This is a genomic window from Streptomyces sp. NPDC044984 (assembly GCF_040646935.1).
Taxonomy (GTDB): domain Bacteria; phylum Actinomycetota; class Actinomycetes; order Streptomycetales; family Streptomycetaceae; genus Streptomyces.
This window is the reverse complement of record NZ_JBEZBE010000012.1, coordinates 137,239-162,994: the sequence shown is the minus strand read 5'-3', so window position 1 is coordinate 162,994 and position 25,756 is coordinate 137,239. Positions and strand designations below refer to the sequence as shown.

The window sequence follows — 25,756 nt, the reverse complement described above, 5'->3', positions numbered from 1 at the left end:
TTATTCCTCTTCCAGGGTGATGCGACCCTCTTTGATGCCGTTGAAGATGTTGGCGAGGCGACGCTCCTTGTCAGGGAGCAGCCCGAAAGTGCTCTTCTTGCTCTTCTCGTGCCGTACGACGGCCCGTGCGATGTCCAGGCGGCTGTGGAAGGGACGAGCCTTGACCAGGATGTCGACGAACTGGTCGGTCTCGCGGAGCATGCGCCGGATCTTGTCGTGAGAGGCGCTGTTGAGGTGGAGCCTGCGTTCCTTCGACGGGGGGTCCGGATCCTTGCTGAAGGGCGGCGTGTGAGGATTTGTGTCCTTTTCCCACGTGCGCTTCGGCCGGTTCTCCCAGTACGCGCCCCATGCCGACTCGATGAAGTCCGGGAAGCCCTGCGGCACCGGCGGACCGTGGTAGGTAACGCGGGACCGGTACCAGATCATCTGTTCCTGGCCCGTGTGAATCAGATGGAGGGCGTCCTTGGCGTACTGCTCGACTCCGTGCAGGAAGGGAGTGTTCACACCCGGACCGCTGGCAGGCACGAGGTTCTTGCCTCGGGCCGGGCCGCCGATGGCATCGGGCAGCAGGTGCATCTTGACCCAGTAGTCGCTGGAGTCGTCGTTGAGGTCGTTGTCCTGGATGTACTTCCAGCCGACGGGCTGGTCGTCCGGGGCGGCGTTGGCCGGTGTTCCCTTGCTCTCCCTGTTCAGGTACTCGGCGGTGAACGGGTCCGCGGGCGTGGAGGCGTTCGGGAAGGGCGGAATCCGCGGATCCGGCAGCGGCACCGGGTGGGGGCGCTGCCTCAGGTAACCCGCCAGGACGTCCAGTTCCTTGCGCAGCGCGGTGTACGTCGGCTGCCACTTGCTGCGCCGCTTCGCCTGTTCCTTTCTCATCTCCTTCGCCGGCAGGTTGCCTTGGAGTGCCTCCGCTCGCTGGTAGCTGGCTTCCGCCGCCCTGAGCGCGGACTGCTGCGCCGCCCGGTCGACAGCGTCCTCGACCGTGGCGAGTTCTTGCCTCCACTGGTCGAGGAAGCCGGGCACCCCGATGGGAGTGCTGTGCACGTACAGGTCCGCCTGCGGGCCCTTGCCGTGGAACATCAGCGTGTGGACTTCGTCGGTGTCGTCCCGGAATCGCGCCTTGGGCAGGATGAGATCGCGCATGAACCGCTCGTCGGGGCGCTCCCTGCGGTTCCTCTCGCTCCTGCGGAAACGGTCGCCCCGCAGCCGGTCCCGACGGTGGCGCCACAGGTTCCGCAGACGGCGCAGGCGGTCGTTCAGCCGACCGCCGAGTCTGCGGCGGGCCTTGCCGTACAGCTTGTGTCCCGCGCGACGGGCCCTGTTCAGCGCCGACTTGACGGTCTGGCGGGCACGCTGGACCCGACCGGGGCGGCGGTCACGGGCCCGGCGGGGGTCCTGGTCATCCCGGCGCCTGTCGTCACGCCGGTTGTCGTCCGGGTGCCGCTCGTCCCCCCGAAGTCTTCTCGGGTCGCGGTCGTCGGTGCGGTCGGTTCCCGGGCGGCGCCGGCCGGGACGCAAGGTGTCGCGGGCCGGGCCGCGGCGGGTCGGGGTGGCGGGGCGCTCGTTCCGGTCGTCGTCCTTCATGCGCCGCTCCGCGTCTCGCATCCGTCGCCTGGCGGCGTTCACCTCCCGCCCCTCCTCGCGGCGTTCGTCGTCGTCGCGGCGCTTCTTCGGTCGGGTGGTGTGCGTGGGGCGGGGGTTCTTCGCCGGAGTGGAGCGCTTGCCGGGGCGTGGGCGCGACGGCGGGCGGGAGGTCCTGTTCGGGGACGGCTTGCGGGGGGCCGGGCGGTCGGCGGGCCTGTCGTCCGCGCGGCCGGGGGCCGGCGTGCGGTCGTCGGCCGGTGCGGGCCGCTCGTCCTTGGGCTTCGCCGGGGTTCCCGGTTTGCCGGGGTCGCCGGAGGGGCCGGGGTCCTTCTTCTTCGTGCGGATGTTCTTGAGCATGTCGCCGAGCCGTTCGGCCACCTTGCCCATGAAGCGGCTGACGCCCTCGATCAGGAACTGGTAGACCAGCTCCAGCAGTGCGACGACGCCCGCTGCGACCGCCTTCGCGAAGGGCAGGGCGGCGTTGCCGCTCTTGACTGCCTTCAGGAAGTCCATGAACAGGCCGAACGCGGCGAGTATCTCGCTCAGCGCGCCCCATGCCGTCTGGAGGGCGTCGATGATGGCCATGACCCAGCCGGCGCCGGGGATCAGCTTGGCGACGACCTTCTCCACGACCAGGACGCCGATGATGAAGGGGAGCTGCGGCACCGCCTCGTCCCAGGCCATCTGGGCCATCTGCTCGACGGTGACGCCACCGGAGACGAGTTCCTGGAAGTCCTCCGCGGGGATGCCGATGATCTCCTGGACCTTCTGGTTGAACCAGGCCTTGACCGCGGTCTTGATCTCCTGGAAGAGGTACTCCTTGGCCCCCGTCTCCGCGGCGGCCCCGGCCTTGCTGATCCAGTCGCCCGGGTCGGAGACGATGTCGTTGAAGATGGCCGCCCACTCGCCGAGCGCCGCGACGGCGGCGGCGCCGAACTCCAGGGCGCCGACCGTGACGGTCTCGGCGATGTCGACGGCCGCCAGCAGTCCGCCCTCCAGCACGTCCAGCCCGGCGAGCAGCGCACCGCACAGGCCGTCCAGCAGCTTCCCGGTGACCTCCTTCAGCGCGTCCGCCGCCTCGTTGACCTTCTGTACGGCCCAGTCGCGCGCGTCGTTGATGGTGTTGCGCCACTTGTCGCGCATCGCCGGGTAGTCGGCGAGGAGTTCGTCGCCGAGGGCGATCAGCGCGTCGGCGAACTTGTTGATCTGGTCGATCACCCAGTTGCGGGCGTCGTCGATGAGCTTGAAGACCTGTTGCTTGAACGTGTCGATGAGGTCGGTGACGACCTGGCGGGCCCGCTCGAAGATGCCCTTGATGGCGTTCTTGAGGCTTTCGAAGAAGTCCTTCAGCTTCTCGATGGCCTCTTCGAGCCAGTTGTCGGCGTCGCCCTTGCCCTCCTCCTGCTTCTTCTCCGCGTCCCGCTCGGCCTTGGTCTGCTCGTCCTCGATCTTCTTGTTGTCGTCCTCGGTCCGCTTGTCGACGTCCTTGTCGGTCTGCTCCTGCTTGTCGTCGATGTCCTTGCGGACCTGGTCGTACTTCTTGCCCTTCTTGCCGTCGATCTCCGCGACCTTGTCGTCCTGCTCCTTGCGCCACTTGTCGCGGGAGTCGGCGATGTCGGAGCGGCCCTTGTCGCGGGCGTCGGCCTGCTTCCTGCTGCTGGCGGTGACCTCCCGCTGGAGGTCCTGGTCGTGCTTCTGCCGGTCCTGCGTCGCCTTCTTGTCCTTGGCCTGACGCTCCTGGGTCATCCTCTGCCGGCCCTGGGCGAAGCCCGCCTGGATCTGCGGGCCGCGGTCGTGCTCGGCCACGGCGGACGCGGACTCGATGGGCACCCCGCCGCCGGACACGGACCGGGAACCGCCCGAGCCCGCGGTCTTCTTGCCGCCGGCGACCTTTCCGGTCAGGGTCTCCCTCGGCACGTCCGGATAGATCTGGTCCTCGCCCATCGGACGGGACGCGTCTTCCCGGCCGGCCGTGTGCAGCTCGTTCCTGCGCTCGTCCAGCTTGCGGCCCTGCTCGTCGGTGCGCTGCGGGTCCGAGTCGTTCTCCAGCGGCAGCCTCGGGGCGTCGCCGACGCGGGCGCTGTTCAGCCCTTCGTCCTTCGTCGGGAGCTGGAGGATCGAGTCGATCAGGTCGTCGAGCGGCAGGATCTCCTTCAGCAGCTTGCCGATGAGCTGGGCGCCGATCGTCAGGCCGATGTCCCACCAGCTCGGCTCCGGCACGTCCGCGCCCGGTACCTCTCCTTCCGGCTTCTGCTCGCCAGTGATCTCGGGTGTCCTGCCGGCAGCCGCCTCCGTACGCGCGACCTTCGCGTTCGTGTACGTGCCGGGGGCCGCCGCCCTCGGGCCGCCGGGCACGGTCCGTGGCGAACCGGACGGCCGCTGCATGGCCGGCGGTGCCTTGCGCAGGGTCGTGCGTTCCTTGTCGACCGAGCGGGTCACCGCGCCGTCGACGCCCTTGAGCGTCTCCAGGGCCTGGTGGGGCTTGAGCGACGCGGCGGTCGACAGGCCTGACTCGGGAGTGGCGTTCGAGACGTCCGGGGCGGGAGCCTCCTTCTTGGGCGTGGCCCCACCGGACGCGGCGGCACGGCCGCCGCCGCGACCACCGGCGCGTACCGGTGTGGGCGCGGACGCCGTGCGGCCGGAGCCTCCGCCGCCACGACGCGTGGTCTTCGCGGCCTGGCGGGCCGCCTGCCGCTTACCGCCTGCCGGGCGGGACGAGGCACCCGTGGAACCGCCCGGTCCCGCCGACGGAGCGGCCTTGGGGGCGTTGGCCCGCGGCTCTGGCACGGCCATGGGTGCCGGACCGTTGCCGGGGGCGAGTTTCGGGGCGCCTGCGGGGCCCGGTGCGGAGACGCGCTCCGGGCCTGTCTCCGGCCCCGGAGAGGTGACGGGGCCCCTGCCCTCGGTGACGCTCCGCCGCCCGGCGTCGATATCGGGGGCAGGGACGGATGAGTCCTCCCCGGTGAGGGTTCCAGCGGCGCCGTCCGAGGCGTCGGCCCGGTCGGCACCCGGGCCCGATCCGGCACGGTTCCGCAATGGGCCAGCAGCCGGTGCCTCCCCGCCGACTCGGCTCGGGTTCGGTGCATCCTGCCCGCCCCGGTTCGATGCGGCGGCGCTGTCCGTCGTAGTTGCCCCGTCCGTCCTTGCAACCGAGCCGGACACAGCACTGCCGGACGCCTGACGACGCGCGTCCTCGCCGGCCTTGTCCAGTTGTCCCGGGGCGGTCGTCTCCCCGGCCCCGAGGGTGGTCCCGCCCACGACACCATCGGCCCCGCGCGCCGCCTCGTCGCGGCGTCGGGCCTCGGCATCCTCGCGTTGGTCCTCGGCTCCCTTCTCGTCCCGGTCCCGTCCGGACGGATCCGTCGCGGGGATCCCTGCCGACGCGCTGCCCGGCACCGTCGTGGTGCCGCTCCCGCCTTCCTCGGGTCCGAGGTCCTGCTCGGCTGATGCAGCACTCAGCAGATCCTGCAGAGCCCGGTCCTCGGGATCGTCGCTCTCCATGCGCGAGTCGGCGTCTCGGGAGGCATTGGATTCGGTCTCGTCGAGGGCGGTTTCCGGGATCGGTTCGACACCTGAGGGCGCCGGGCCGACCAGCTGCTGTGCGCCCTTCTTCCTCCGCCTCTCGAAGGGAGCCAGGTTCTTGGGATCGTCCGTCTGTCCGGCAAGGTCGATGTCGGCGGCGGGCGCGCCACCGCTCTCCTCCTCGCCGGTGTCCGGTTCTTCCGTCGAGCCGTCCTCCGCGGACTCCGATTCCAGTCCCAGTGGTTCGTCGTCGGCGGTCTCCTCGTTCTCCGGGTCACCGATGCTGCGGGCAGGCCGGGCCTCGCCTCCCGCTCTGGCCTTCTCGCCCGGCTCCGCCCCGCTCCGGTCCACAGGCGACGGCTTGGCGGTCTGCCGACCGGTGGCCTCGGCACCCGCGCCGTCCGCCTGCCGCGGCTCCTGCTCGCCGGCCTGCTTCTCCGGTTCCGCCGCGGCCTCGTCCTGAGCCCCGTCCGTCTCCTGCTGCGCCAGCCGCTCGTCCTGCTGGTCCTGTTCCTTCTGCTCCTGCTGGGTGTTCGCCGCGCCCTTGCGCTCCTCCGCGGCGTCCTTCTGTGCTGCCTGGCCGGAGGTGCTCCGCTCCTCCTGCCGGTTCCGGGACCGTTCCTGCTGCCGCCCGGCCGACTCCCCGCGATCCCGAGCAGCACCCTGTCCGCCGGACGCGTCACCGTCCTGGTCCTTGCCGTCGTCGTCCTTGTCGTCCCGGTCTTGCCGGTCTTGCCGGTCGCCGGGCACGGTCCCCCTGTGGTCTTCCTGCTGCCCGTCCCCCTCCCGGGGTGCCCGGGGAGCGTCAGCGCGCTGCTCCTCCTGCCGCTTCTCGTCCGAGGCTTGCTCGCGTTCCTCCTCGACCTGCTCCACCGCCCCGGGCACGGCGTGCGGAGCCGCCGCGGCGTCCATCGGCAGCGGCCCGGCCTGCTCCGTCTCCTCCACTGCCGCCAGCAGCCGGTCCATGACGGGGGCGGGCAGCCGCAGCTCCAGCCGGTCGAGGACGACGTCCTGCACCTCCGGCGCCATCCGGGCCAGTTGCAGCCGCACGCGCCTCGACCGGTCCTCGGGGTCACCGCGCAGGGACCGCAGGAGGGTGTTGGCGAGGCGGTCGACGAGGGTCGCCGGGTCCAACTGCTCCATGCGCCGGCGGTCGGCGTCGACGGTCGCGTACCGCAGCCACCCAGGCGTGGCCTGCCCCTCCTCCACCTGGGGAGCGTCCTGACCGGGTTCGCGCACCAGCTCCTGCGCCGCGCCCTCCGCCTCCCGTTCGATCGCCTGCTGCGGCAGGCTGACCGCGCCCAGTTCCCGGCCGGCGCGCAGCGCGCCCAGGCCGTGCGGGTTCTGGACGGTGTGCAGGAGTTCGTGGGCGAGGAGGCGGCGGCCCTCGTCCGTGCCGGGCTTGAACGTGCCCTCGCGGAAGAAGACGTCCTGGCCGACGGCGACCGCGTCGGCGCCGAGAAGTTCCGTCAGTCGGCCGGCGTCGCGGCCGGTGTGCAGGCGTACGCGGCCGAGGTCGTGGCCGAGCTGTTCCTCGAGTTCGCGCCGGACGCCGGGGTCGAGGGGCCGGCCGGCGCCGCTGACGATGTTCTTCGGTTCGGGGGTACGGGACCTGGCGGCACGCTCCCTGCGTCTGCGGCGGCGCTCTTCGGCGGACTGCTCGGCACGGTCCTGCTGGGTCCGGGAGCTCACCGCGTCACCTCCCCGTGGCCGCTGAGTCCTTGGTGGACCGCGCGCGCCAGTTCCTGGCCGAGCCGCCGGGCGGAGAGTCCGGCGGGCAGCGGTGGGAGGCCGGTCAGGGCCTCCATGGTCACGGCACCGTCCGCCGCGAGCGGCACCCCGTGCTCGCGGACCAGCCGCGTCAGTTCCCGCTCGAACGCGGCCGAGACCCGCTCCGGGTCGGCCCGGAAGCCGGTGAGGGCGAGCTCGCCCACGTCCACGCGGATCTCGCGCGGGTTCACACCCATCCCCGCACCTCCGTCGGCGTCAGGGAGCGCTCCAGCTTCAGGTACTCGGTGCGGGCCGCCGCCAGCATGTGCCGCATCTGCAACGCCTCGCCCTCCTCGGCGGCGAGGAACGCGCCGGACAGGGCGATGTTGCGGATCGAGCCGCCCGCCACGGTCAACTGGGCGAGGAGGGCGGGGTCGAGGTCCTTCGCCGGCGCCCGCGACGGCAGCACCCGGCGCCAGATCTCGGCGCGCTCCCGCTCCGCCGGGAAGGGGAAGTCGACGACGAAGCGGATGCGGCGCAGGAAGGCGGTGTCGAGGGCCTTCTTCATGTTGGTGGTGAGGATGGCGAGGCCGCGGTAGGCCTCCATCCGCATCAGCAGGTAGCTGACTTCCAGGTTGGCGTACCGGTCGTGGCTGTCCTTGACCTCGCTGCGCTTGCCGAACAGGGCGTCGGCCTCGTCGAAGAGGAGCAGCGCGCCGCCGCGTTCGGCGGCGTCGAAGACCCGGCGCAGGTTCTTCTCGGTCTCGCCGATGTACTTGCTGACGACCTGCGAGAGGTCGATGACGAAGAGGTCCAGGCCGAGTTCCTTCGCCATCACCTCGGCGGCCAGCGTCTTGCCCGTCCCGGAGCCGCCCGCGAACAGCGCGGTGACGCCGAGGCCGCGGCGCAGGGTGGCGGCGAAGCCCCACTCCTGGTGGACGGTGGGCCGCTGCCGGACGTGCGCGACGATCTCCCGGAGGACGGACGTCTGACGCTCGTGCAGCACCAGGTCGTCCCAGCCCGCCCGCGGTTCGATACGGCGGCCCAACGCGTCCATGCCGAGGCGGGCCTCCTCCAGGCCCGCCCGCCAGGCCAGGCGCGCGGCGTCCGGCTCGTCCTCGCCGGGCAGGTCGCGGCGTACGGTGTCGGCGGCGGTGCGGACGACGTGCGGCGGGAGCTGGAACTGGGCGACCAGCGAGCGCAGTTCGCCCTCGTCGAGGCCGAACTCGGTGAACGCGTCCGCCCACACGGCGAGTTGTTCGTCGTCCTCCAGGGGCGGCACGGGCACCCGGGTGCCGTGCGGGCGCTCCGCGCTCAGCGGCTCCGGTCCGGACACCACGACGGGTACGGCGGCCCCGGCCAGGAACGCCTCGGTCGCCGCCCGCTGGTCCCGGTCCAGTTCGCCCGCCTCGATCAGCAGCGCGGCGGGCAGCAGGATCGCCTCGCGCTGCCACAGCCGGGCCAGCCGGTCGCGTTCGGCGGGGTCGGCGGGGACGTCCTCGGCGTTCATGGTGCAGAGACCGATTCCGGCGCGGGCGGCTGCCACGGCGGCGATGTCGGCGCGGCTGCGCGGGTCGCCGCCGGTCACCTCCACCAGCGGTGGGGTGTCGGGGCGGGCGCCCGTCGTCCAGGCGGTGGTGATGCGGTCCGCGGCAAGGTCGTACGACGGTGGCAGCCGGTCCGGGACCGGGGCGCGGCGCAACCGGCCGTGCAGCCGGGCGTCCAGGTAGGGGGAGCCGAGCAGGAGGTGCAGGACGCGCTCGTCGAGGCGGAGCCGGGCGGTGGTCAGGGACGTGTCGTCGGCCGGTTCGACGATCCGCCAGCGGCGCAGCGGTGCCACCGGGGTGAGCGCGCTCCAGTGCGGTTCGGCGAGCGCGGCGAGGGCGAGGGAGAAGGTGGGGTACGCGCGCTCCGGGTCGCCGCTCGCGGCGGCGCACCGGGCGGCGGTCGTCGGCTCCAGTTCCTGCGCGGCGGTGAGCAGGACGAGGTCCCGTTCGAACGTGGTGAGGCCGAAGCAGGCGACGAGCGCGTCGAGCGGGCCCGTGCGGGGCGGTACGGAGGCCGCGGTCCGCTCCTCGGCCGGCGGGGGCGTGCTCTTCCCTGCTGCCGAGGTGCCCGGGGCGGCGGCGCGGGCCGCGTGCGCGTCGACGCGCGCCAGGACGCGGTGGATCTCCGCGCTCAGCGCGGCAGCGTCAGCCGTACCCGTCTCGTCGCCCGCACCGGTCTCGTACGTCGTGTACGTCGTGCCCATGTCCTCACCTGCCCCGTCGCGTGTCCGGTCTCAGTTCTCCTCGGGCCTGTCACCGCCCCGCCGTGTGTCCCGGTCTCAGTTCTCCTCGGGCCTGTCACCGCCCCGCCGCGCGGGCCCGCCGCCCTCCGTCGACTTGCGCGGTGACCTGCGTGCCCGAGAGGCCGGCTTGGCGGCGGTCTTCGCACGCGTCTTCGCCGGTGTCTTCGCCGCCGGTTCGGCCTGGGTGCGCGCGGGCGGGCTCGCGGATGCCTTCGCGGAGGCGGTGGCGGGCGTCCTCTCCCGGCCCGCCGGCTCCGTGTCCCCGCGCTCCTCCGTCGTACCGGCGGCATCGCCCCCACCGCCCCCCGGAGGGACCGGCGCGCCCGGCGCGCCGAACGGCAGCACCCGTACGTCGTGCCGCTCCACCGGCTTGCGCGGCACCGGCGTGCCGCGGCCGTCGATGAGGACGAGGGACGCCTGGTAGACCACCGAGAGGGAGTACGGCGTCTGGTGGAGCATCCCCCACAGCTTCGACGTCTCGTCGACGTCCATGACCGTCGGCGTGAACCGCACCCGCTGCGCGGCCTCCGCGAGGTCGCTGCCCGTCAGGTACGGCCGCTCCCCCGCCTGTTCGATGACGTCCTTCGGCAGGACCGGTGTCTCGTGCAGGGTCCGGACCACCGAGCCGATCAGCCGCTGTCCGACGAGTTCCGTCTCGTCACCGTAGGCGCTGATCAGGTAGTGCAGGTCGAGCGCGGCGACGGGGCGCTTCACCAGGGTGCCGTCGGCCGCCCGGGTGGGCAGGTCGGTGCCGCGCATCGCGGTGTTGGGCGTGACCTGGTACAGGAACACGTTGACGGTCGGCTGGTCCGGCGGCTCGGCCGGCGGCTTGCGCGGCTCCACCCGCACGGCCTCGCCGAACTCCGGCCCCACGTTCATCTCGATGAGCAGGGCGAGGGCCTGGGTGACGTGGGCGATGGCGAGTGCGTTGCTCATGGCGTCGGTTCCTCGGTTCCTCTCGTCCTGCCGGTCTCGGCCGTGCACCTCATTCGCGCCCCCGGTCCAGGTAGTCGGCGAGGCTCACGGTGGCGGCGGGACGCTGCGCCGGGGCGCGCCGCGGTGTGCCGCCGGCCGGTGGCACACCGGCCGTCACCTCCAGGCGTCCGATCTGCACCTGTACCACCTGCTCGGGCGCCCGCCCGGCCCGCCGGACTGCGGCCTGCCGTACGGCGTCCCGGGCGGCGGCCGTGTCGGCGGCCCGCGGGTGCGGGACGGCGGCCGGGGCGGGGGCGTGGACGGGGTCCGCGCCCGGGGGGAGGGGCGCGGACGCCGCGGCCGGGGTGACGGTGCGCGCCGTGCGCCGCCCGGTGTCCGGTGCCGGCCGGGGGGCGGAAGGGACCGGCGCCGCGGGCCGCAGCAGCGGTGTCTCGGGCGCGGGCGGGGCGGGCGGCGGCTCACCGGGCGCCGGTTCGGCGCGTACGACGGTCCGCTCCCGCTCGACCAGGAGGCGCGCCGGGCCGGCGGCGGGGGCCGGGCGGGCCGGGCCGTCGCCGCGGGGCCCGGCCGAGGGGGTGGTGGGCCACACGAGGGCGGCGTCCTCCTCGGCGGTCCCCCGGGCGCGTACCGCCTCGATCCGTTCGAACGGGCCGGGCAGCCGGGGCCGTACCCGTACCACTCCGGCGCGGGGTCCCGGCGTCGGCGCGTGCCGGGCGATCAGGCGGTCCAGGAAGTCGCCGTCCTGGGGAGGCGTGACGTCAGACATCCGCACACAGCTCCAGGTAGTAGCGGCGGCGCAGCGGGCTGAGCGCCAGGATCTCCGGCTCGCTCCAGCCGTAGGCGGTGGCGAGCAGGTGGACGTCGAGGAGCAGGTCGCGCGCCCAGGCGTCCAGTTCGGTCCACAGGTAGGAAGCGATGTCGAGTTCGGCCCGGGTGGCCCGCCCGCACTCGGGGCAGGCCACGTTGAGCGTCACGTCGGCGTCCGGGTCGGCCGCCTCGGCGGCCTCGGCGATCCGGCGCTGCACGGGAGCGGGCAGTTCGGCGGCGGTGACCGGGTGCCCGTCGTGCTCGGCCGTGACCAGGCAGCGGGCGAGCAGCGCCGCGCGGGGGTCCGGGGTGCGGGCCGCCGCCGTGAGGTCGGCGACGGCGGGCAGCCGGAACTCGACCCGCCAGCCGCCGTGCTCGACCCGGACGACCGGGTCGGGGCGCTCGCCCGGGGTGCGGGTGAACTCCCCGGCGTCCAGCTCGAACTCCATGTCCGCGCCGCACTCCGCGCAGTCCAGGCGGACCTGCATGCGCTCCCCGAACAGGGTCCGGCGCAGCGTGAACAGGTCCGCCTCCCGCTCGCCGACGGGCAGCCCGGGGAGCGTGCGGTCGTCGAGGTCGGGGCGCGCGGTGCGGTGCAGCAGCAGCGCGCGTCCCGCGGGCGGTGCCGCGAGGCCCGCCTCCCAGGCGGCCAGCAGCCCGGCCGCCCCGGTGATAGCCATGGTCATCGCGTCCCCGGTCCGGTCAGGCCGGGTTGAGGAAGGAGGGCTCCTGGGGCTCGGGCACCTCGTAGTCCCGCTCCCAGCCCTCGCACTCCAGCTTCAGCGACTGGATGGCCACCGCGTTGGCGTTGGCGTCGAGTTCGCCGAGCACCTGGTACTCGCTGGGCCAGGTCCGGTACAGCTTGTGCGAGACGGCGACCTGGCCGGCCTCGTTCAGGACCTGGATGACGATGTCCTTGCGGAAGTCGGCGAGCGAGACCTCGGAGCCGAGCCCGGCGCCGACCTGCCAGACCTTGTTGGCCCAGCGGTCGAACTCCGGGTCGTGGGTGACCCCGCGCTCCAGGGTGATGCCCTCGAACTCGGAGCGGCCGGGCGACTTGCGCGGGGAGGAGGGGTCGCCGCCGTGGCGGTGCTTGACGACCTCGGTGGTCCGCTTCAGTGGAGAGATCTTGCTGATGCCGGCGACCGTACGACCGTCCCACAGGACGAGGAACTTGAAGTTCTTGTACGGGTCGAACCGATGGGCGTTGACCGTGAACTCAGCCATCGAAAACAGTCCTCGGAATCCTTGTGGGCGTAATCAGAGTTCGAACTGCCCGGACGTCTGCTGGATCTTGACGATCACGAACTCGGCCGGGCGCACCGGCGCGATGCCCACCAGTACGTTCACCACGCCGTTCGCGACGTCCTCGGCGGTCGTGGTCTCGTGGTCGCACTTGACGAAGTACGCCTCGCGCGGGGTGGTGCCCTTGAAGGCGCCCTGGCGGAAGAGCGTGTGCAGGTAGGAGGAGGCGGACAGCCGGATCTGCTGCCACAGTGATTCGTCGTTGGGTTCGAACACGACCCACTGGAGGCCGCGGTACAGGCTCTCCTCCACGTGCAGCGCGAGCCGCCGCACCGGCACGTACTTCCACTCGCTGTCGAGGGCGTCCGCGCCGTCGAGGGTGCGCGCGCCCCAGACGAGCGGGCCGGTCACCGGGAGGGCGCGCAGGCAGTTGACGCCGAGCGGGTTGAGCAGGCCGGTCTCGCGGTCGGTGAGGTCGACGGTGAGCGAGTGCACGCCCGCGAGGCGGGCCTCGGTCCCCGCAGGCGCCTTCCACACGCCGCGTTCGGCGTCGGTGCGGGCGATGACGCCGGCGACGGCACCGGACGGCGGGAAGGCGCGCAGCCGCCCGGTGAGCGGGTCGGTGAGCTGGAGGTGCGGGAAGTACAGGGCGGCGTGATCGTCGCGGACCGCGTCGAAGGCGGCGATTCCGGCGCGGGCACTGTCCACGCCGACCCAGCTGCTCGGCGCGTCGACGAGGAGGAAGATCCGCCGCTCGGCGCACAGCCGCTGGGCGGCCGAGACGACGGTGAGCATGTCCTCGGTCTTCTCGTAGGCGGCGATCTCCGGCAGTGCCAGCAGGTTGACGTCGGCGACGGAGCGCAGTGCCTGGATGCCGGTCTTTTCGGCCTCGGAGCCGATCAGGTCGCGGGGGCCGGGAGCCGCGCCGTCCTCGCCGCCCGCGAGCGGGAACACCGGTGGGTTGACGGAGGCCTCGAGGCCGAGGTCGTTGGCGCACTCGCCGAGGAAGCGGACGACGTCGTCGGGGTCGGTGGAGCCGGCGACGACCTGCAACCGGCGCCCGAACGCGGTGACTTCGGCGCCGGCGAAGGCGTGCCTGCCGGGCGCGTCGGGCAGGGCGCGCAGCTTGCGCTCCAGGAGGAGGGCGAGTTCGGCGACGGTGGTGGGAGCCGCGCCGTCGCAGTCGGGGTCGTAGAGCGTGAACTCGCGCTCCACGTCGCCGATCTTGACGGTGAGGTCGACGGCGAGGTCGGGCAGTTCGTGTCCGAACGGCTTGGAGACGGTGCCGGAGGGGTCGGGGCGGCCCTCGCCGACGGCCTCGACGCGGATGAGGCGCGAACCGGCGTTGATCACGGTGGGGGCGTAGCGGCCGTGTCCGGTGTCCATGGACAGGCCGGTGAAGCTCTCCCGGGTGTCGCCCTTGGCGTCGTGGACGCGCAGGTTGAAGGTCTCGTCGGGGTGGGGCGTGCCGTAGTCGACGGCGACGCGCAGCCCGTTGCCCCAGACGCCGGGCTCCTTGGCGTGGACCTCCAGGACGCGGGTCTCGCTGTGTCCGTCGGTGGACTCCAGGGCGACGCGGGCGGCCCGGCCGCTGCCGGCCTTGGCGACCCGGACGATCACGGCGACGGAGCCGCCGTTGCCGAAGAACTGGTGCACCGCGTGGGCGACGGCGCTCTGCGAGCCGAGACCGCCGAAGCGGCGTTCGAACTCGGTGAAGCCGGTGACCCGCACCGGCTCGTTCAGCGGGCCGCGCCGGGTGTGGCCGACGAAGGCCGTCACGGACGTGGTCACGGCGGAGATGGTGCGGGTGCTGCTGGGAAGCTCTTCGACGTAGACGCCGGGATACGTCGGCCTGGCGGCGCTCACTGCATTCGTCGGCATTCCCCCTCCAATCCCTTGTCGGGCACCGGTCGTGGGCACCAAGAGACGACGAAGGGAGAAAGGGCGGCGCGTGCGAACGTCAGCGGGGCACGGTCGGACAGCCCCGATCGGTGGGCACCGCATCAGCTTCCCCCGTCAGTACCCGGGACGTACGACCGTCCGGGCCAAGCAACGCGCTTGTGACTCCTGATGCTCAAGTGCGCAACACACGTTGGCCGTTGAGGCGTCGGGTCAACAAGACGGGTTCACGCCACCTCTGCGGGAGTTTCCATGGAGGGCGCCGCACACGACTCGCACATGATGTGCGCATGTCGCGGCGCGGCCTTCACACTCCCCACGCGGGCTTCGGTGCAGCGGAATGGGGGCACCTCCCGACATAGCCCGCATCTCCGGCACCGCAGCGCCTCCACCCGGTCCACAAGCCCACATGCCCTTGCGGTCCTGCGGAGACCTACGAGGAGCGCTGTGGCCGATTCCACCGGGGTGAGGACGCGGCTCCGACGGCCGAGCGGCCGATGCGCTCGCGCTGCAGCGCCTTCGCGAAGCGGGACGAGGAGCATCCGCTGCGGCCGGTGACGGCGGCGAGGGCGCCGAGCACTGGCCGTACGTCCTGACCGAGATCAAGAACCGCGGCGTTCAGGATGTGCTCATGCTCGTCTGCGACGGGCTGAAGGACCTGCCCGAGACGGTGGAGACCGTCTGGCCGCGGACGGTCGTGCGGTCCTGCGTGGTGCACCGCGGGGCCGTAAGGAAACAACTCGTTGGCGTGTCACTGCCGACGGATGCGAGGCGTTCGGCATTGGTGATCTTCTGCCGGAAGACCTCTCCGCGGGTGCCCGGCTGACGCGGTCCGCCGCGCTGCCGGTGGCGGCGCCGCTCGATCAGGGCGGCCTGTCGCAGCGACAACTGATCTACGAAGTGAGCGAGTTCACCGTGGTCCGTCCCGGTCAGGAAGGGGCCGGCCGGGTGATGCGCGAGCTGGAGCCGGGCGCAGGAATCGAGGACATGCCTCGCGTGCGTCTCGTTCCAGATCAAGAGGTGGTCGAGAGCCTCGCGCCGCAGGGTTCCGACGATCCGTTCGCAGCGCGCGTTCATCCGAGGGGCCCGCCGTGCGGTCCTGACGATGCGGATGTCGTCGGCATCGAGGACCGCACCGAAGGACTCGGTGTACTTCGCGTCCCGGTCGTGGAGCAGGAAACGCAGCGAGTCCACCCGAATGCCCAACTCGGCGGCATGGTTTCTCGCCTGTTGCACCGTCAGGAATCGGTGGGCCGGATGGTCACTCCGGCGATGTGCAGCCTGCGTGTGCCGTGACCGACGAACAAGCAGACACGCCACTCACGAGTGAAGATGGCCAAGCCCTACCAGTGCTGTGACCGCCTGGGTTCACCGGGTCGGGCCCCCCGAGCCGGTTGACGCAGCGGTCCACCGCGATGTTCTTCTGCTGGTCGACCTGCCGGTTCTCTACGGGATCGGGCAGGCCGGGCAACGTGGAGGCTCGCGCCCGCGCCGGCCGACAGGTTCGACGGTCCGGTTCCGCCGGGTCACCTCGTGTCGCGCGGGGACCTGCCGTCTGCGGCGTTCGCGGTTGACGCGGCTCGGGTGGCGGGTCGCCGACGGCGGTGGGTCGGCGCCCGCGACGCTGTCCGCGCCGCGGGCCAGGGCCTTCGGGCATGCAGGCGCGCTTACGGGAGGACGATGTCGCGGCCGGGTCCGCCTTCGAGGGCGTCCTTTCCGGTACCACCGCAGACGAGGTCGTCGCCGCCTTCGCCGTCCAGCGTGTCGTCGCCGGGGCCGCCGAGGACGATGTCGCGGCCGTCCCCGCCCATGGCGTGGTCGTCACCGGGGCCGGCGTGCACGGTATCGTCACCGCCGTAGCCCTCGATCATGTCGTCGCCCCGGCCGCCCCACATCCGCTGGTTGCTGCTGTCACCCATCAGGTGGTCCATGCCGTCGCCGCCGTGCAGGGCTGCGGGCCCCATGACCATGTCGTTCCCCGCGTCGCCCAGCACCGTGCGTGCGGTGTGGGCGTGCAGTTCGTCGTCGCCGGGGCCGCCGCTGACGGTGCCGATCCCGGGGGTGAAGGCGGCGATCGTGTCGTCGCCGTCGCCGAGGAAGACGTCGATCCTGTCGGGCCGGGGGCCGTCGGCGGGCAGCTCGCAGACGACGGAGGTGGTGTCCTCGGGTCTGGAGTACGCACAGTGGTCGCCCGGTTCGAGCGGGACCACGTCACTGAAGCCGATCCGCCGGATCCCGTCGCTGGTGTACATGGAGAAGACGTTGAGGTTGTTGGTCTGTCCCGCAGCGGCGGTGAAGACGATCGACTGAGCCGCCCAGTCGGCTCCGACGCGGGCCTTCGCCTCGGCGGCGGTGGCGGCGCCTGCCGGGCCGACGGCGAGGCCGGCGGTGAACAGGGTCACGGCGACCGCGCTGACGGTGGCTCGATTTCGGTTCATGAGACCTCATCTCGGTGGGGTGACGGTGGACCGACCGGCTTGGCGTGGTGCTGCCGGGGACCGGGCGGACCCGGTCGTGAAGGCAGTCTCCCCTGCTGGTCCGGATCCGCAAGACCGCGAATCGACGCGGCGTCAGGGTACGCCGATGTCCCTCCGGATGTGCTGGTTGGGCTTCTTCGGTCAGACATGTTCCCGGTGTCGCCGCGGGAGGGTTCGCCAACTCGATTCCGGCTCAGCGAAGGCGGGTTGGCCGACACGGTCGACGGTCGGGATTGCCGGAAGGGCGGAAGGCGGCTGCCCGGGCGCGGGCGGAGGGGTTTCGCCTCGTGGTCGGATTCGCCGAGGCGGAAGCGGTGTCGGAGCGTCGGGTGATCGACCGGAAGGAGCTCGTCGAGGCCCTGGCCGCTCCGGACGGGGCGGGAGTGACCGCTGCGGGTCCGCGGGGGTATCGGCGGTGGTCGAAAGGCCCCTTGACGCGGGGGCTGTCGTGTCGCACCGGCACGAGGCGGCGACCGTGGAGGTGCTCGCGGTAGACCACCGACGGATCGTCGAGCCGGTGGCCGCTGTGTGGGTGAGGGCGGAGGGCTCGGCGGGGAACCCTCATCGGTGGGGAACCGGCGACGGCCCAGGGGAGTTGGAGCGCGCCGAGACCGATCCGCGTCGCCGGCGGCTTCCCTCGCCACGGCAGCCATGCTCCAGTGCCGTCGGCATCCCGTCGCCATGCTGCGAACGCCCCTTCCTGGCATCGCCCCGCACACCGGTCCAGGCCGCATCCTCGCTTTCCGGTCCCGGGAACGGCTCACGGCTCACGGCTCACGGCTCACGGCTCACGGCTCACGGCTCACGGCAGATTCCCTGCTCGCCACCCGCCCCTGTGATCAACTCCGTTTGTTTCATTGACATTTCACTCAGGAGACGTACCGTTGGGAGCGCTCCCATAAAGTCTTGCAACTGGAAGGAGTTCCCCCCACATGCGTAAACAGAGTTCGTTGACCGGGCGTTCGCGGTCGCCCCTCCGCCGGCCTCTCCAGGTGCTCGTCATGGTGTTCGCCGTGGTGGTCGGCGCACTGGCCTGGTCGACCCCCGCCCAGGCTCACGGCACCATCGTCAACCCGGCCACCCGCGCGTACCAGTGCTGGAAGACGTGGGGCAGCAACCACACGAACCCGGCCATGCAGACCGAAGACCCCATGTGTTACCAGGCGTTCCAGGCCAACTCCGACACCATGTGGAACTGGATGAGTGCGCTCCGTGACGGCCTCGGCGGCCAGTTCCAGGCGCGGACCCCCGACGGGACGCTCTGCAGCAACAACCTCTCGAGGAACGCCAGCCTGGACAAGCCCGGGCAGTGGAAGACGACCAACATCAGCAACAACTTCACGGTCCAGCTGTACGACCAGGCGTCCCACGGTGCCGACTACTTCAGGGTCTACGTGAGCAAGCAGGGCTTCAACCCCAAGACCCAGACCCTGGGCTGGGGCAACCTCGACTTCATCACGCAGACCGGCCGTTTCGCCCCGGCGCAGGACATCAGGTTCAACGTCAACACCTCCGGCTACACCGGACACCACATCCTGTTCGTGATCTGGCAGGCCTCGCACCTCGACCAGGCCTACATGTGGTGCAGCGACGTGAACTTCGGCTGAGCCGGAGAGCGCCGCACACGGCACCGGCCTCTGCCGGGCGCCGGTAACCCGCCGCCCGGCCGACCGAGCCCCGTCGGGGCAGGGGACCCATGTGGTCACCCTGCCCCGACGGGGCTTCCTGCGCTTCCGGTGTGGACACACCCGGTCGCGCGGCAGTCGCACGGTAGCCGGCTCCCCACCGTCTCGTCGTACGACTCCGGCACCCAACGGCCATGGAGAATCCTCGGCGCCGTCAGCCCACCGGGGCGTATCGCGCCGCCCGGCGTACCCGCGCCGCCCCGGCCTTCCCCGACCGCCGGCCACTCCCGGAGACCTCATACCCTGACGAAGCTCCCTCCCGGAGCACGCCTCACCTGCGGCATGGGGAACGATTGCCGGTGACGGGACGGCTGGTCGCTCAGGGCCGCACCGCATCGAGCGGCGAAACGCGACGGAAGACGACCATGGCTCCGCCACAGGTACTTCAGCTCGCCGTTGATCCTCACGAAGGCCTCGTCCGGGTGCCGTTCGTCCCCGGGCCGGGGCCGTCGGCGGCGCAGGCCGTTGGCAGAGCCCTGCCCGAACTTTGTGCATCGAAGCCGGAGCCTTGATCGGCTACGAGGCCGACCGGCTCATCGGCGGTCCGAGGGAGTACCTGCCGGAGCACTTCAACGCTCTGCGCGACTTCTACCTCGACGCGGCAGGGCGCCACCTGCTCGTCGTGCTGTGGTGGGACCGACCTGGGCCCTGCCGAGGCGTCCCGGCAACGAGCACCTGGGGAACTGTGTGACCGCGGGGCTGGGGAATCACGTGACCGTCCACACGGCGGCTGCTGTGACGTCGCTTGTCGATGAGTCGGGGAGGTGCTCCGCTCCACGGGTGTGCGGTGTCGATGAGTTCGGGAGGCACCGGGGCTCTTGCCAGGACAGCGTCGGGATGCTCTTGGTGAAACGTACTGGTCATGCGGCAAACGGGCACTGCGGTCATCCTCCGGTCGCACCACTTCGTCGGCCGTGGGACGGAGCCGAGTCGGCCCTCGGAGTGACGCTCGGAGCCCCCGTGACTGGGATCTTCATTACCGAACGGGCCGAACAGCAGTTCATCCGAGCCGAGGACCGCCCATGCAGCAGCTCCAGCACGCCGAAGAACCTACTACCGTCCACCCCGGACGATTACGCGTCGCATGGCGGGCGGCCCACGAGCCCGTTGCCGGAGTGTCACGACGGATTCGACTCGTGGCTTACTCCGTGCCCTTGGCCGTCCTCCCTTCCAGTATCTGGCGGCTCCCGGCCGCGTTCGACGACGGTCGCGGACCCGGCGAATGGACGTACATCGTCTTCCTGTCGGTTCTGTCCGAAGTCTCCGCGTTCGCCGCGATCGGTCTGATCGCCCGCTGGGGTGAGGTGTTCCCGCGCTGGATCCCGTTCCTTCGCGGCCGCCGGGTTCCGAGAAGCGCGGCCGTCCTCCCGGCCACCATCGGGGCCGCGAGCCTCACCCTCCTGTTCACCCTTCTGTTCATCGCCTCCCAGGTCAGGGGTACCACGATCCGAGGTGACGACCTGTCGGCCGACTACCCCAGCCAAGCCGGCGGCTGGGAAGCTGCCTGGTTCTATTTCTGCTACGCGCCGCTGACCCTGTGGGGGCCGCTGCTGGGCGTGCTGACCGTCGCGTACTGGAAACGCCGTTCCGCGGCCGAGAGGGCACCTGCGGCGGCGTGAGATCGCCGTCGGCTTCCGATGCTCACTCCGGAGACCAGGTGCGGAGGTGTGCAGCCGGACAAGGGCCGGGCCCGGCGGTCAAGATCAGCAGCGTCCATGGGAGTGCACCCTGACCACCGTCCCCGGCATCGGCCCGCAACCTCCGGTGAGGACGGTCGAGACCCCGGCTCGGCCCCGGCGGCGGCCGTGGGGAGGTCTGTCTACTCCCCCGCCCCCGCCTTCCCGGCGCACGCCGACCTGATCTCCTCCAGCAGCTCCGGGTAGTGCTCGCCGTACGTGTGCACCGCGTGCGACACCGCGTCCAGTGCCGCCTTGAGCGGGGCGGGGCCGGCTGCGGCGAGTACGGCGGGAAGGGCGAAGTGCGGCTGTGAGATCCGCGAGGGTTCGCGCGGGCTGCCGGAGGCGCGCACCACCACGACGGCGCTGTGTCCCATGCCCGCGGTCGGTGACGTGCTCCGGCCGGGGGGCGCCGTCGGTATGAGCTTGGCAAGTGGCCGGCCGAGGCCCGGCCGGCTCGGCACGTCGTCTACCGGCTTCGTGGCCGGAGCCGGCTTCCACTCGACCGTCGCCGCCTCCGGAGGGGCCGGCGGCCGGTACGGCGGGCGCTCCGGAGGTACCGCCTCGAGCACCGACCGGTCCGGTACGCGCGGGTCGGAGCGCAGGGTCTCCCACAGCAGGTCCCGGTCGTCGAACGGCGGCGGCAGTGGACGTTCCTGCGTCAGCGCGGTGAGCGCTTCGATGACCCACGGCACGTCGGTCAGGCCCGCCGCCTCGCAGGCCCGCCGGGCGGCCAGCAACGCCACCGCACGCTGGACGTCGGGGCCGGCGTCGTCGAGGGCGTGCACCAGGTCGCTGTCGAAGCGGAGCAGGTCGAGGACGTTGCTCTCACGGGCACCGCGCAGAGCCTCGCTCGGCAGTCGTCCGCCCCACTGCCACTTCTCGTAGTGCAGTCGCCGCTCCTGTGCGGCCCGTTCCTCCGCCTGGCGGGCCAGGCGTTCGGTCTCGGCGCGCTCCTCGGGGGTGGGCGGCGGCGGAAGTTCGCGCGCGCAACGGTGCCAGTAGGCGGCGTTCCGTGAGGTCTGGCGGATCACCCGGTCCGGGCGGGGCGGTGCGGGCCAGAACTGCAGCAGGTAGCTGTCCGCCTGCGGCTTCCCGTCCCCTCTGGTGTCGAGCTCCCGGCCCTCGTCCATCCCCCGGGCGCAGTACCGCACCCGGTAGTCGGTCCGGGCGAGGTCCAGGGCCCACGCGGCCTCGCCCGCCCACTGCACCAAGCTGGTGCGTTCCGACAGCGGGCGGAAGGACACCTCCACCACGTCCTCCCAGACCGGGTCCAGCACGGGGGCTTCGTCGTGGACCTCCACGGTGAAGCCGACGTTGCCCGTGTGCAGTCCGGTGTGCAGCCAGAGCGCACCCGGGACCGCCGCCCCGCACAGTCCCCCGCTCTGGCCCGCGAACGCCTCGGAGAGGTCCGGGGTTCCGTTGTCCGGATCGCTCTCGACGTAGATCTGCCCGTAGTGGACGTGCACCTCGCCCGTGACCGGCCTGCGCACGGCACCCCTCCCCTTCGTCGACGACGGCCCCGGAGCCCTCTGTCGGACGGGCCGTCGCATTTCCCGCATCATGTCGCAGGCCACTGACAACGGGCCCAGCGACGACGGCTCCCCGCACCTCCGCATGTGCGGGCCTCCGGTACAGGCCACGGTCGAGGACGTCCACGGGACGATGCCGAGCCCCGCACCGGGCGCCTGCGCAACCCGGAGCTGACCGGCACCTCACCAACAGCAGCCCCACGAAGATCAAACCAGCATGTTGACTCTCCGCGAGCCCTTAGCTGTGCTGGAGCAGGGCGGTCGTCACCGGTTGTAGTGCTCCGCCGTCGTCCGACCTGCGCGGCGGATCCGTGTGACCGAGCACCTCAGATGTCTCATCAGAGCCTTCACGCCCCACCGTTAGAAGTCGGGGGAGACGCTGTTGCGTCGGGTCTCCGCGAGGTGAACGTCGATGTACCGCGTGAGGATCAGTGCGTCCTGTGGCTCGTCGGACTGGAAGGTGACGCGCCGCAGCAGGCTGACCTCGTTGAGCGCGACTCCCTCGCGGGCGAGGACGAAGAGGAGGGCGAGGAAGGCGGACCGGGCGTTGCCGTCGTCGAAGGGGTGGAAGAAGCACACGTCGAGATAGGCGCGTGCGGCCCGGGCGGTGAGGGGAAGGGGCCGCTCGACGTGGCGCGCGCTCTCGGCCAGGCAGGCGTCGAGGCGGGCTCGAGTGTCCGGGCTGATGCCATAGCGTTCCCGGCCCCTCTTGGCGAAGGCCGGCAGGTCGCGGAACGGCGGCGGCTGCGGTGTGCCCAGGACGTGCTGCTGCCAGCGCTGGAGCAGTTCGAAGTCGAGCAAGGCGCCGCGCGCCGCATCGGCCCGCAGCAATTCCAGGGCGGCGAGCAGGCCCCGTGCGCGGACGGGATCCAAGGCGCCGTCGAAGGTCCGTATGTCCTCCGCCGCGCCGTCGCGCGACGGGGTCACCGGTTCGTCCCCGCCGCCGTCCGGGGCCTCGTGCCAGGGCACGGTTGCGCGCACCGCGAGCCAGCGCTCGAGGTGGTCCGGCGCGGGCTCGGCGGATCGTGCGCCGTCGTCCGGCCGCAGCGACAGCGCGAGCCGCTCCGCGACGTCCTCGACCAGCAGCGGGTCGGGGCCGGTCCAGCTGGCGAACCTTCCGCCGATCGCCTCGTCGACCAGCTCCTGCGCGAGGTCGGGAGCGACGCCCCAGCGGCTGAGGAACCAGGTGAGCACTTGGCGGCAGTGTCCGTGCCAGCCGCTGCCGCAGCCGGTGCGGTCGGTCACCTGCAGGATCAGGTTCCGGGCGGCGCGTTCCCACAGGATCCGCTGGTCCTCGACCTCGGTCAGGTCCAACGGGTACGCGTCGAACCACCCGGCGAGACTTTCCAGCCACTCGCGCCACTCGCACAGCGCCGCGACGACACGGGTGAGCGTCTCCTCAGGGGTGGTGATCGAGTCCCGCGGGCAGCACCAACTCCCGACGGGCCCTCCGTCGAAGTCGCCTTCATCGTGCGCCCAGCGCCAGCCCACGGTCCAGCGGCCGTAGTGCTCGGCGAGGGCCTGCGACATGGCGTCGGCCCAAGGGCGTCCCTCGCCCCGGCTCCAGGCACTCATGGCCGGGTCACCGGAGGGGATGTCGGGGCGGCTGGGCACCCTCCGGGCGGGCCCGAGTGACCGCACCACCTGCGGTGCCGACGCGCTGTCGAAGAAGTGCTGGACAGGGCTCACCTCGTCCCAGGTCAGGAAACGGGGGGCCAGCTCGACAATCACCCCGCGAGCCTGCCCGTCCCCCGACCGTGGTTCAAGCGAATTACCGCAGGGTCCGGAGCAACGTGCTGGAGGGCCCTTCGCGACAACTGTGGCGCTCCAAGCGCCAACTGAAGCCGGCCGAAGTCGTCTCGTTCCGCCGGCAGCCACGCGCGGAACCACCGTGCGATCTCGGTGACGACAAGCCTGCCCGTGTGACAACTGTCGTGCTTCGGATCTGCTGGTCCAGGGCTCGCGTGGTGCGCGGTGGCCTCTACAGGTCGAACTCGAGGTGTTCGATGTCCGTGAAGCGGACCTCCTCCGGGTTCCCGGCGCGGCGGCCGCCGTCCTGGAAGCACACCTCGCGGAGCGCGTCGGCGGTGATCTGCTGGAGCTGCTGGTCGGTGGCGCCGGCCTGCTGGGCGTCGAGGAGGCGGGCGGCGTGCTGCGGGGGCAGGGCGACGGTCAGGTGCCGGACGCGGTCCTGGTCCGTCGACCCGATCGGCGCGGTGCAGCCGAGGCGGGCGCGGGTGTCGATGACGATGCCGCCGGTGCAGGAAGTCCAGCGGCGACGGCCCGTCGGATGCACACCGACGTGGACCCGAGGGGCCCTGGCCGGATGCGGCAGCGGGGACAGTCCCTGCGCTCGGACACGGCCATCGGGCGAACGTCACCTCCACCGGGACGTTCGGGCAGTCGGCAGTGGTCCGGGCGGGGACGTCGCACCAGTGGTCGTCGACGGCGGGCTGCCGACGCGCCTCGGTGGCGGTCCGGTCGATGAGGCACTGGCAGTGGTACGGCTCGTAGGCCGGCAGCCACTGGGCGGAGTCGCGGTCGGCCTCGGAACGACTGCTGCCGGCGCTGACCGCGATCGGCGGGCGCTCGTCGCCGAGGTCGTCGGCGTAGGCCCGTTCACCGAAAGCGACAGCACGCCGCCACCGGCCGGGCCGCGACGGCGCGCGCCCCGGCAGCCGGTTCACGGCCTGCGTGCGGCCGGTGCGAACAGGCCCTCCGGATCGTATGCGACGCGGGTACGCTCGAGCCGTTCCTCGTGCGAGCCGAAGACCGCGCCCCGCAGCTCGCTCGCGTCCTCACCGAGCCCGGCGAAGTTGACGTACGTCCCCCCGCTCGAGAACGGCTTCATCGCGTCCCACGCCGAGCGCGCCCACCCGATTGCGGTCTCGTCCAGCGCCGGGTCCCGCCAGCCCGCGTCGATGCTCACGTTGTAGCGCGCGGACCGGTGCGCGAACGCGCTGTCGTCGGGGCCGACACGCGCCACGGCGCCGCCCAGGGTGCGTACCACGATCAGGCTCTGCGGTGTCGGCCGCCGGGAGTACCAGTCCACCAGGGTCCTGATGGCCTCGTCGTTCAGCTCGTCCGCGAAGTGCGACTTCATGAAGTAGCGCTCGCCCTCGGGGAACCGCCAGGTGTTGGCGCTCTGCAGCATGACGTAGGGCATGGTGCCGCTCAGGTCGACGAGCGGGGGGCCCAGTTCACGCTGCGGCGTCAGCGCGGCGGTGGCACCGTCGCCCGGCGGGCCTCCGTACACGGCACCGATCATCACGCAGTTCGTGCCGTGCAGTTCCCGCGGGATCGCGGGGTGGGCGGGGACGGTCCACAGCAGCAGTTCCGGCGTCACCGTCTCCGGTGCGCCGTACGTCGCGTCCCGCCAGGCACGCAGCACGTCCTCGGCACGCTCGAACGGATGGAGGACCAGCACGCCGGCCACCTCCGGGCCGAGCTGGTGGAGACCGAACTCGAAGGACGTCACCACTCCGATGCCCCGGCCGCCACCGCGTGCCGCCCAGAAGAGTTCGGGTTCTTCCTCCCGGCTCGCCGTGCGCACCCCGCCGTCCGCGGTGACGATCTCCAGCGAGCGGAGGCTGTCGCAGCTGAGGCCGAACATCCGCATCACGAAGCCGAAGCCGCCGCCGAGCGTGAGGCCCGCGATCCCGGTCGCCGAGATCTCTCCTCCCGGTGTGGCCAGCGCGTGCAGCTGGGTCTCGCGGTCCAGCTCGCCCCAGGTCACGCCGGCCTGGGCCCGCGCGGTACGGGCGGCGGGATCGACGTGCACGCCCTTCATGCGCGACAGATCGATCACCAGTCCGTCGTCGCACACCGCGCTGCCCGCGACCTGGTGCCCGCCACCGCGGATACTGACGGCGGGCCGGTGCTCGCGCGCGGCCGCCACCGCCTCTGCGACGTCGGCCGTCCCGGCGCACCGGGCGATCACCGAGGGCCGGCGGTCGATCAACCCGTTCCACACGGCCCGCGCCTCGTCGTAGCCGGGGTGACTGCGGTCGATCACCTCGCCACGGAACGAGGACCGGAGCCGTTCGGCCAGTGTCTGTTCGTGTGCCCCTGTCCGCCCGCTCGGCATGGGCCTCACCTCTCCCGGGCGCGGATGCGAGCTGCTCCTCATTTCACGCTATGCCGAAGCAGACGCCCCCGCACTGTGGCGAGACCGGCTTGGGAACGGCCGACTCCTTGGAAGGGGCGTGACGAACCGCACCGCCATGACCGGAAGCGGGCATTGGCCTGGAACCCGGAGCGGATGTCCCACCGATTGGGGATCGGTTCTCCCGAGGATGACTCCCTGCGGATCTCGTACGAGGCGGTCCGCAGGTCCTTGGAGGGCCTGGAGCGCGATCTCACCGCCCGGATCGAGCCGCCCGGAGGCGAAGAA

16 protein-coding genes and 3 pseudogenes are annotated in these 25,756 nt (G+C 72.0%); 5 read left to right on the top strand and 14 right to left on the bottom strand.

The features are described 5' to 3' along the window. The 8 genes from AB0A94_RS15760 to AB0A94_RS15725 form a co-directional block, all read right to left on the bottom strand. Positions 1–6,798, bottom strand: a complete 6,798-nt coding sequence (locus AB0A94_RS15760; protein WP_361744555.1) for a DUF4157 domain-containing protein — start codon at positions 6,796–6,798, stop codon at positions 1–3. After that, positions 6,795–7,073, bottom strand: coding sequence for a hypothetical protein (locus AB0A94_RS15755; RefSeq protein ID WP_361744553.1), 279 nt, complete (start codon positions 7,071–7,073; stop codon positions 6,795–6,797). The genes AB0A94_RS15760 and AB0A94_RS15755 overlap by 4 nt, the downstream gene beginning before the upstream one ends. Further along, a complete protein-coding gene (locus AB0A94_RS15750; protein ID WP_361744551.1) occupies positions 7,064–9,067 on the bottom strand; it encodes an ATP-binding protein in 2,004 nt (667 codons plus the stop codon). The genes AB0A94_RS15755 and AB0A94_RS15750 overlap by 10 nt, the downstream gene beginning before the upstream one ends. Positions 9,068–9,142: 75 nt before the next feature. After that, the gene (locus AB0A94_RS15745) at positions 9,143–10,042 is read right to left on the bottom strand and encodes a DUF4255 domain-containing protein (protein ID WP_361744549.1); all 900 of its coding nucleotides are present in this window, start codon (positions 10,040–10,042) and stop codon (positions 9,143–9,145) included. 49 nt (positions 10,043–10,091) lie between these two features. Then, on the bottom strand, positions 10,092–10,808 hold the full coding sequence (locus tag AB0A94_RS15740) for a hypothetical protein (protein WP_361744547.1): 717 nt from the start codon (positions 10,806–10,808) through the stop codon (positions 10,092–10,094). Beyond that, entirely contained in the window at positions 10,801–11,529 is a 729-nt protein-coding gene (locus AB0A94_RS15735) for a hypothetical protein (protein ID WP_361744545.1), read from the bottom strand. Before AB0A94_RS15735 ends, AB0A94_RS15740 begins: the two co-directional genes overlap by 8 nt. A gap of 22 nt (positions 11,530–11,551) precedes the next feature. Beyond that, positions 11,552–12,076 carry a phage tail protein gene (locus AB0A94_RS15730; RefSeq protein ID WP_086173538.1) on the bottom strand — a complete coding sequence of 175 codons (525 nt, stop codon included), beginning with the start codon at positions 12,074–12,076 and terminating at the stop codon, positions 11,552–11,554. A gap of 33 nt (positions 12,077–12,109) precedes the next feature. Beyond that, on the bottom strand, positions 12,110–13,975 hold the full coding sequence (locus AB0A94_RS15725; RefSeq protein ID WP_361744543.1) for a phage tail sheath C-terminal domain-containing protein: 1,866 nt from the start codon (positions 13,973–13,975) through the stop codon (positions 12,110–12,112). A 568-nt stretch (positions 13,976–14,543) separates the two neighbouring features. Between AB0A94_RS15725 and AB0A94_RS15720 the strand changes: the two are divergent. Together AB0A94_RS15720 and AB0A94_RS15715 are read left to right on the top strand one after the other, a co-directional pair. Beyond that, a pseudogene (locus AB0A94_RS15720) lies at positions 14,544–14,711 on the top strand (transposase); the annotation flags it as partial. A 128-nt stretch (positions 14,712–14,839) separates the two neighbouring features. After that, positions 14,840–15,289, top strand: coding sequence for a hypothetical protein (locus AB0A94_RS15715; protein ID WP_361744656.1), 450 nt, complete (start codon positions 14,840–14,842; stop codon positions 15,287–15,289). Positions 15,290–15,660: 371 nt separating this feature from the next. Here AB0A94_RS15715 and AB0A94_RS15710 read toward each other — a convergent pair whose 3' ends face one another. Continuing rightward, complete coding sequence (locus AB0A94_RS15710; protein ID WP_361744541.1) at positions 15,661–16,431, bottom strand: calcium-binding protein; 771 nt, start codon at positions 16,429–16,431, stop codon at positions 15,661–15,663. 1,040 nt (positions 16,432–17,471) lie between these two features. Between AB0A94_RS15710 and AB0A94_RS15705 the strand changes: the two genes are divergently transcribed. Beyond that, complete coding sequence (locus AB0A94_RS15705; protein WP_361744647.1) at positions 17,472–18,077, top strand: lytic polysaccharide monooxygenase; 606 nt, start codon at positions 17,472–17,474, stop codon at positions 18,075–18,077. Between the two features lie 446 nt (positions 18,078–18,523). Here the strand turns inward: AB0A94_RS15705 and AB0A94_RS15700 are convergent. Further along, positions 18,524–18,649 (bottom strand): annotated as a pseudogene (locus AB0A94_RS15700) (IS6 family transposase); the annotation flags it as partial. 14 nt (positions 18,650–18,663) lie between these two features. Between AB0A94_RS15700 and AB0A94_RS15695 the strand changes: the two are divergent. After that, a complete protein-coding gene (locus AB0A94_RS15695; protein ID WP_361744539.1) occupies positions 18,664–18,846 on the top strand; it encodes a hypothetical protein in 183 nt (60 codons plus the stop codon). A gap of 331 nt (positions 18,847–19,177) precedes the next feature. Next, positions 19,178–19,774, top strand: coding sequence for a hypothetical protein (locus AB0A94_RS15690; RefSeq protein WP_361744538.1), 597 nt, complete (start codon positions 19,178–19,180; stop codon positions 19,772–19,774). Positions 19,775–19,974: 200 nt separating this feature from the next. Here the strand turns inward: AB0A94_RS15690 and AB0A94_RS15685 are convergent, their stop codons facing one another. The 4 genes and pseudogenes from AB0A94_RS15685 to AB0A94_RS15670 form a co-directional block, all read right to left on the bottom strand. Next, on the bottom strand, positions 19,975–21,324 hold the full coding sequence (locus tag AB0A94_RS15685) for a hypothetical protein (RefSeq protein WP_361744536.1): 1,350 nt from the start codon (positions 21,322–21,324) through the stop codon (positions 19,975–19,977). Between the two features lie 399 nt (positions 21,325–21,723). Then, positions 21,724–23,094 (bottom strand): Fic family protein, encoded by a 1,371-nt coding sequence (locus AB0A94_RS15680; RefSeq protein ID WP_361744534.1) that lies wholly within the window; start codon positions 23,092–23,094, stop codon positions 21,724–21,726. A gap of 250 nt (positions 23,095–23,344) precedes the next feature. Further along, a pseudogene (locus tag AB0A94_RS15675) lies at positions 23,345–23,623 on the bottom strand (hypothetical protein); the annotation flags it as partial. Positions 23,624–24,046: 423 nt separating this feature from the next. Further along, positions 24,047–25,378 (bottom strand): FAD-binding oxidoreductase, encoded by a 1,332-nt coding sequence (locus tag AB0A94_RS15670; protein WP_361744532.1) that lies wholly within the window; start codon positions 25,376–25,378, stop codon positions 24,047–24,049. Positions 25,379–25,756 lie beyond the last annotated feature (378 nt).

Excerpts from the sequence above, each read along its gene's own strand:
- AB0A94_RS15755 (WP_361744553.1), bottom strand. The coding sequence starts at position 7,073 with ATGGGTGTGAACCCGCGCGAGATCCGCGTGGACGTGGGCGAGCTCGCC.
- AB0A94_RS15750 (WP_361744551.1), bottom strand. The coding sequence starts at position 9,067 with ATGGGCACGACGTACACGACGTACGAGACCGGTGCGGGCGACGAGACG.
- AB0A94_RS15745 (WP_361744549.1), bottom strand. The coding sequence starts at position 10,042 with ATGAGCAACGCACTCGCCATCGCCCACGTCACCCAGGCCCTCGCCCTG.
- AB0A94_RS15740 (WP_361744547.1), bottom strand. The coding sequence starts at position 10,808 with ATGTCTGACGTCACGCCTCCCCAGGACGGCGACTTCCTGGACCGCCTG.
- AB0A94_RS15735 (WP_361744545.1), bottom strand. The coding sequence starts at position 11,529 with ATGGCTATCACCGGGGCGGCCGGGCTGCTGGCCGCCTGGGAGGCGGGC.
- AB0A94_RS15730 (WP_086173538.1), bottom strand. The coding sequence starts at position 12,076 with ATGGCTGAGTTCACGGTCAACGCCCATCGGTTCGACCCGTACAAGAAC.
- AB0A94_RS15725 (WP_361744543.1), bottom strand. The coding sequence starts at position 13,975 with ATGCCGACGAATGCAGTGAGCGCCGCCAGGCCGACGTATCCCGGCGTC.
- AB0A94_RS15710 (WP_361744541.1), bottom strand. The coding sequence starts at position 16,431 with ATGAACCGAAATCGAGCCACCGTCAGCGCGGTCGCCGTGACCCTGTTC.
- AB0A94_RS15705 (WP_361744647.1), top strand. The coding sequence starts at position 17,472 with ATGGTGTTCGCCGTGGTGGTCGGCGCACTGGCCTGGTCGACCCCCGCC.
- AB0A94_RS15690 (WP_361744538.1), top strand. The coding sequence starts at position 19,178 with ATGCAGCAGCTCCAGCACGCCGAAGAACCTACTACCGTCCACCCCGGA.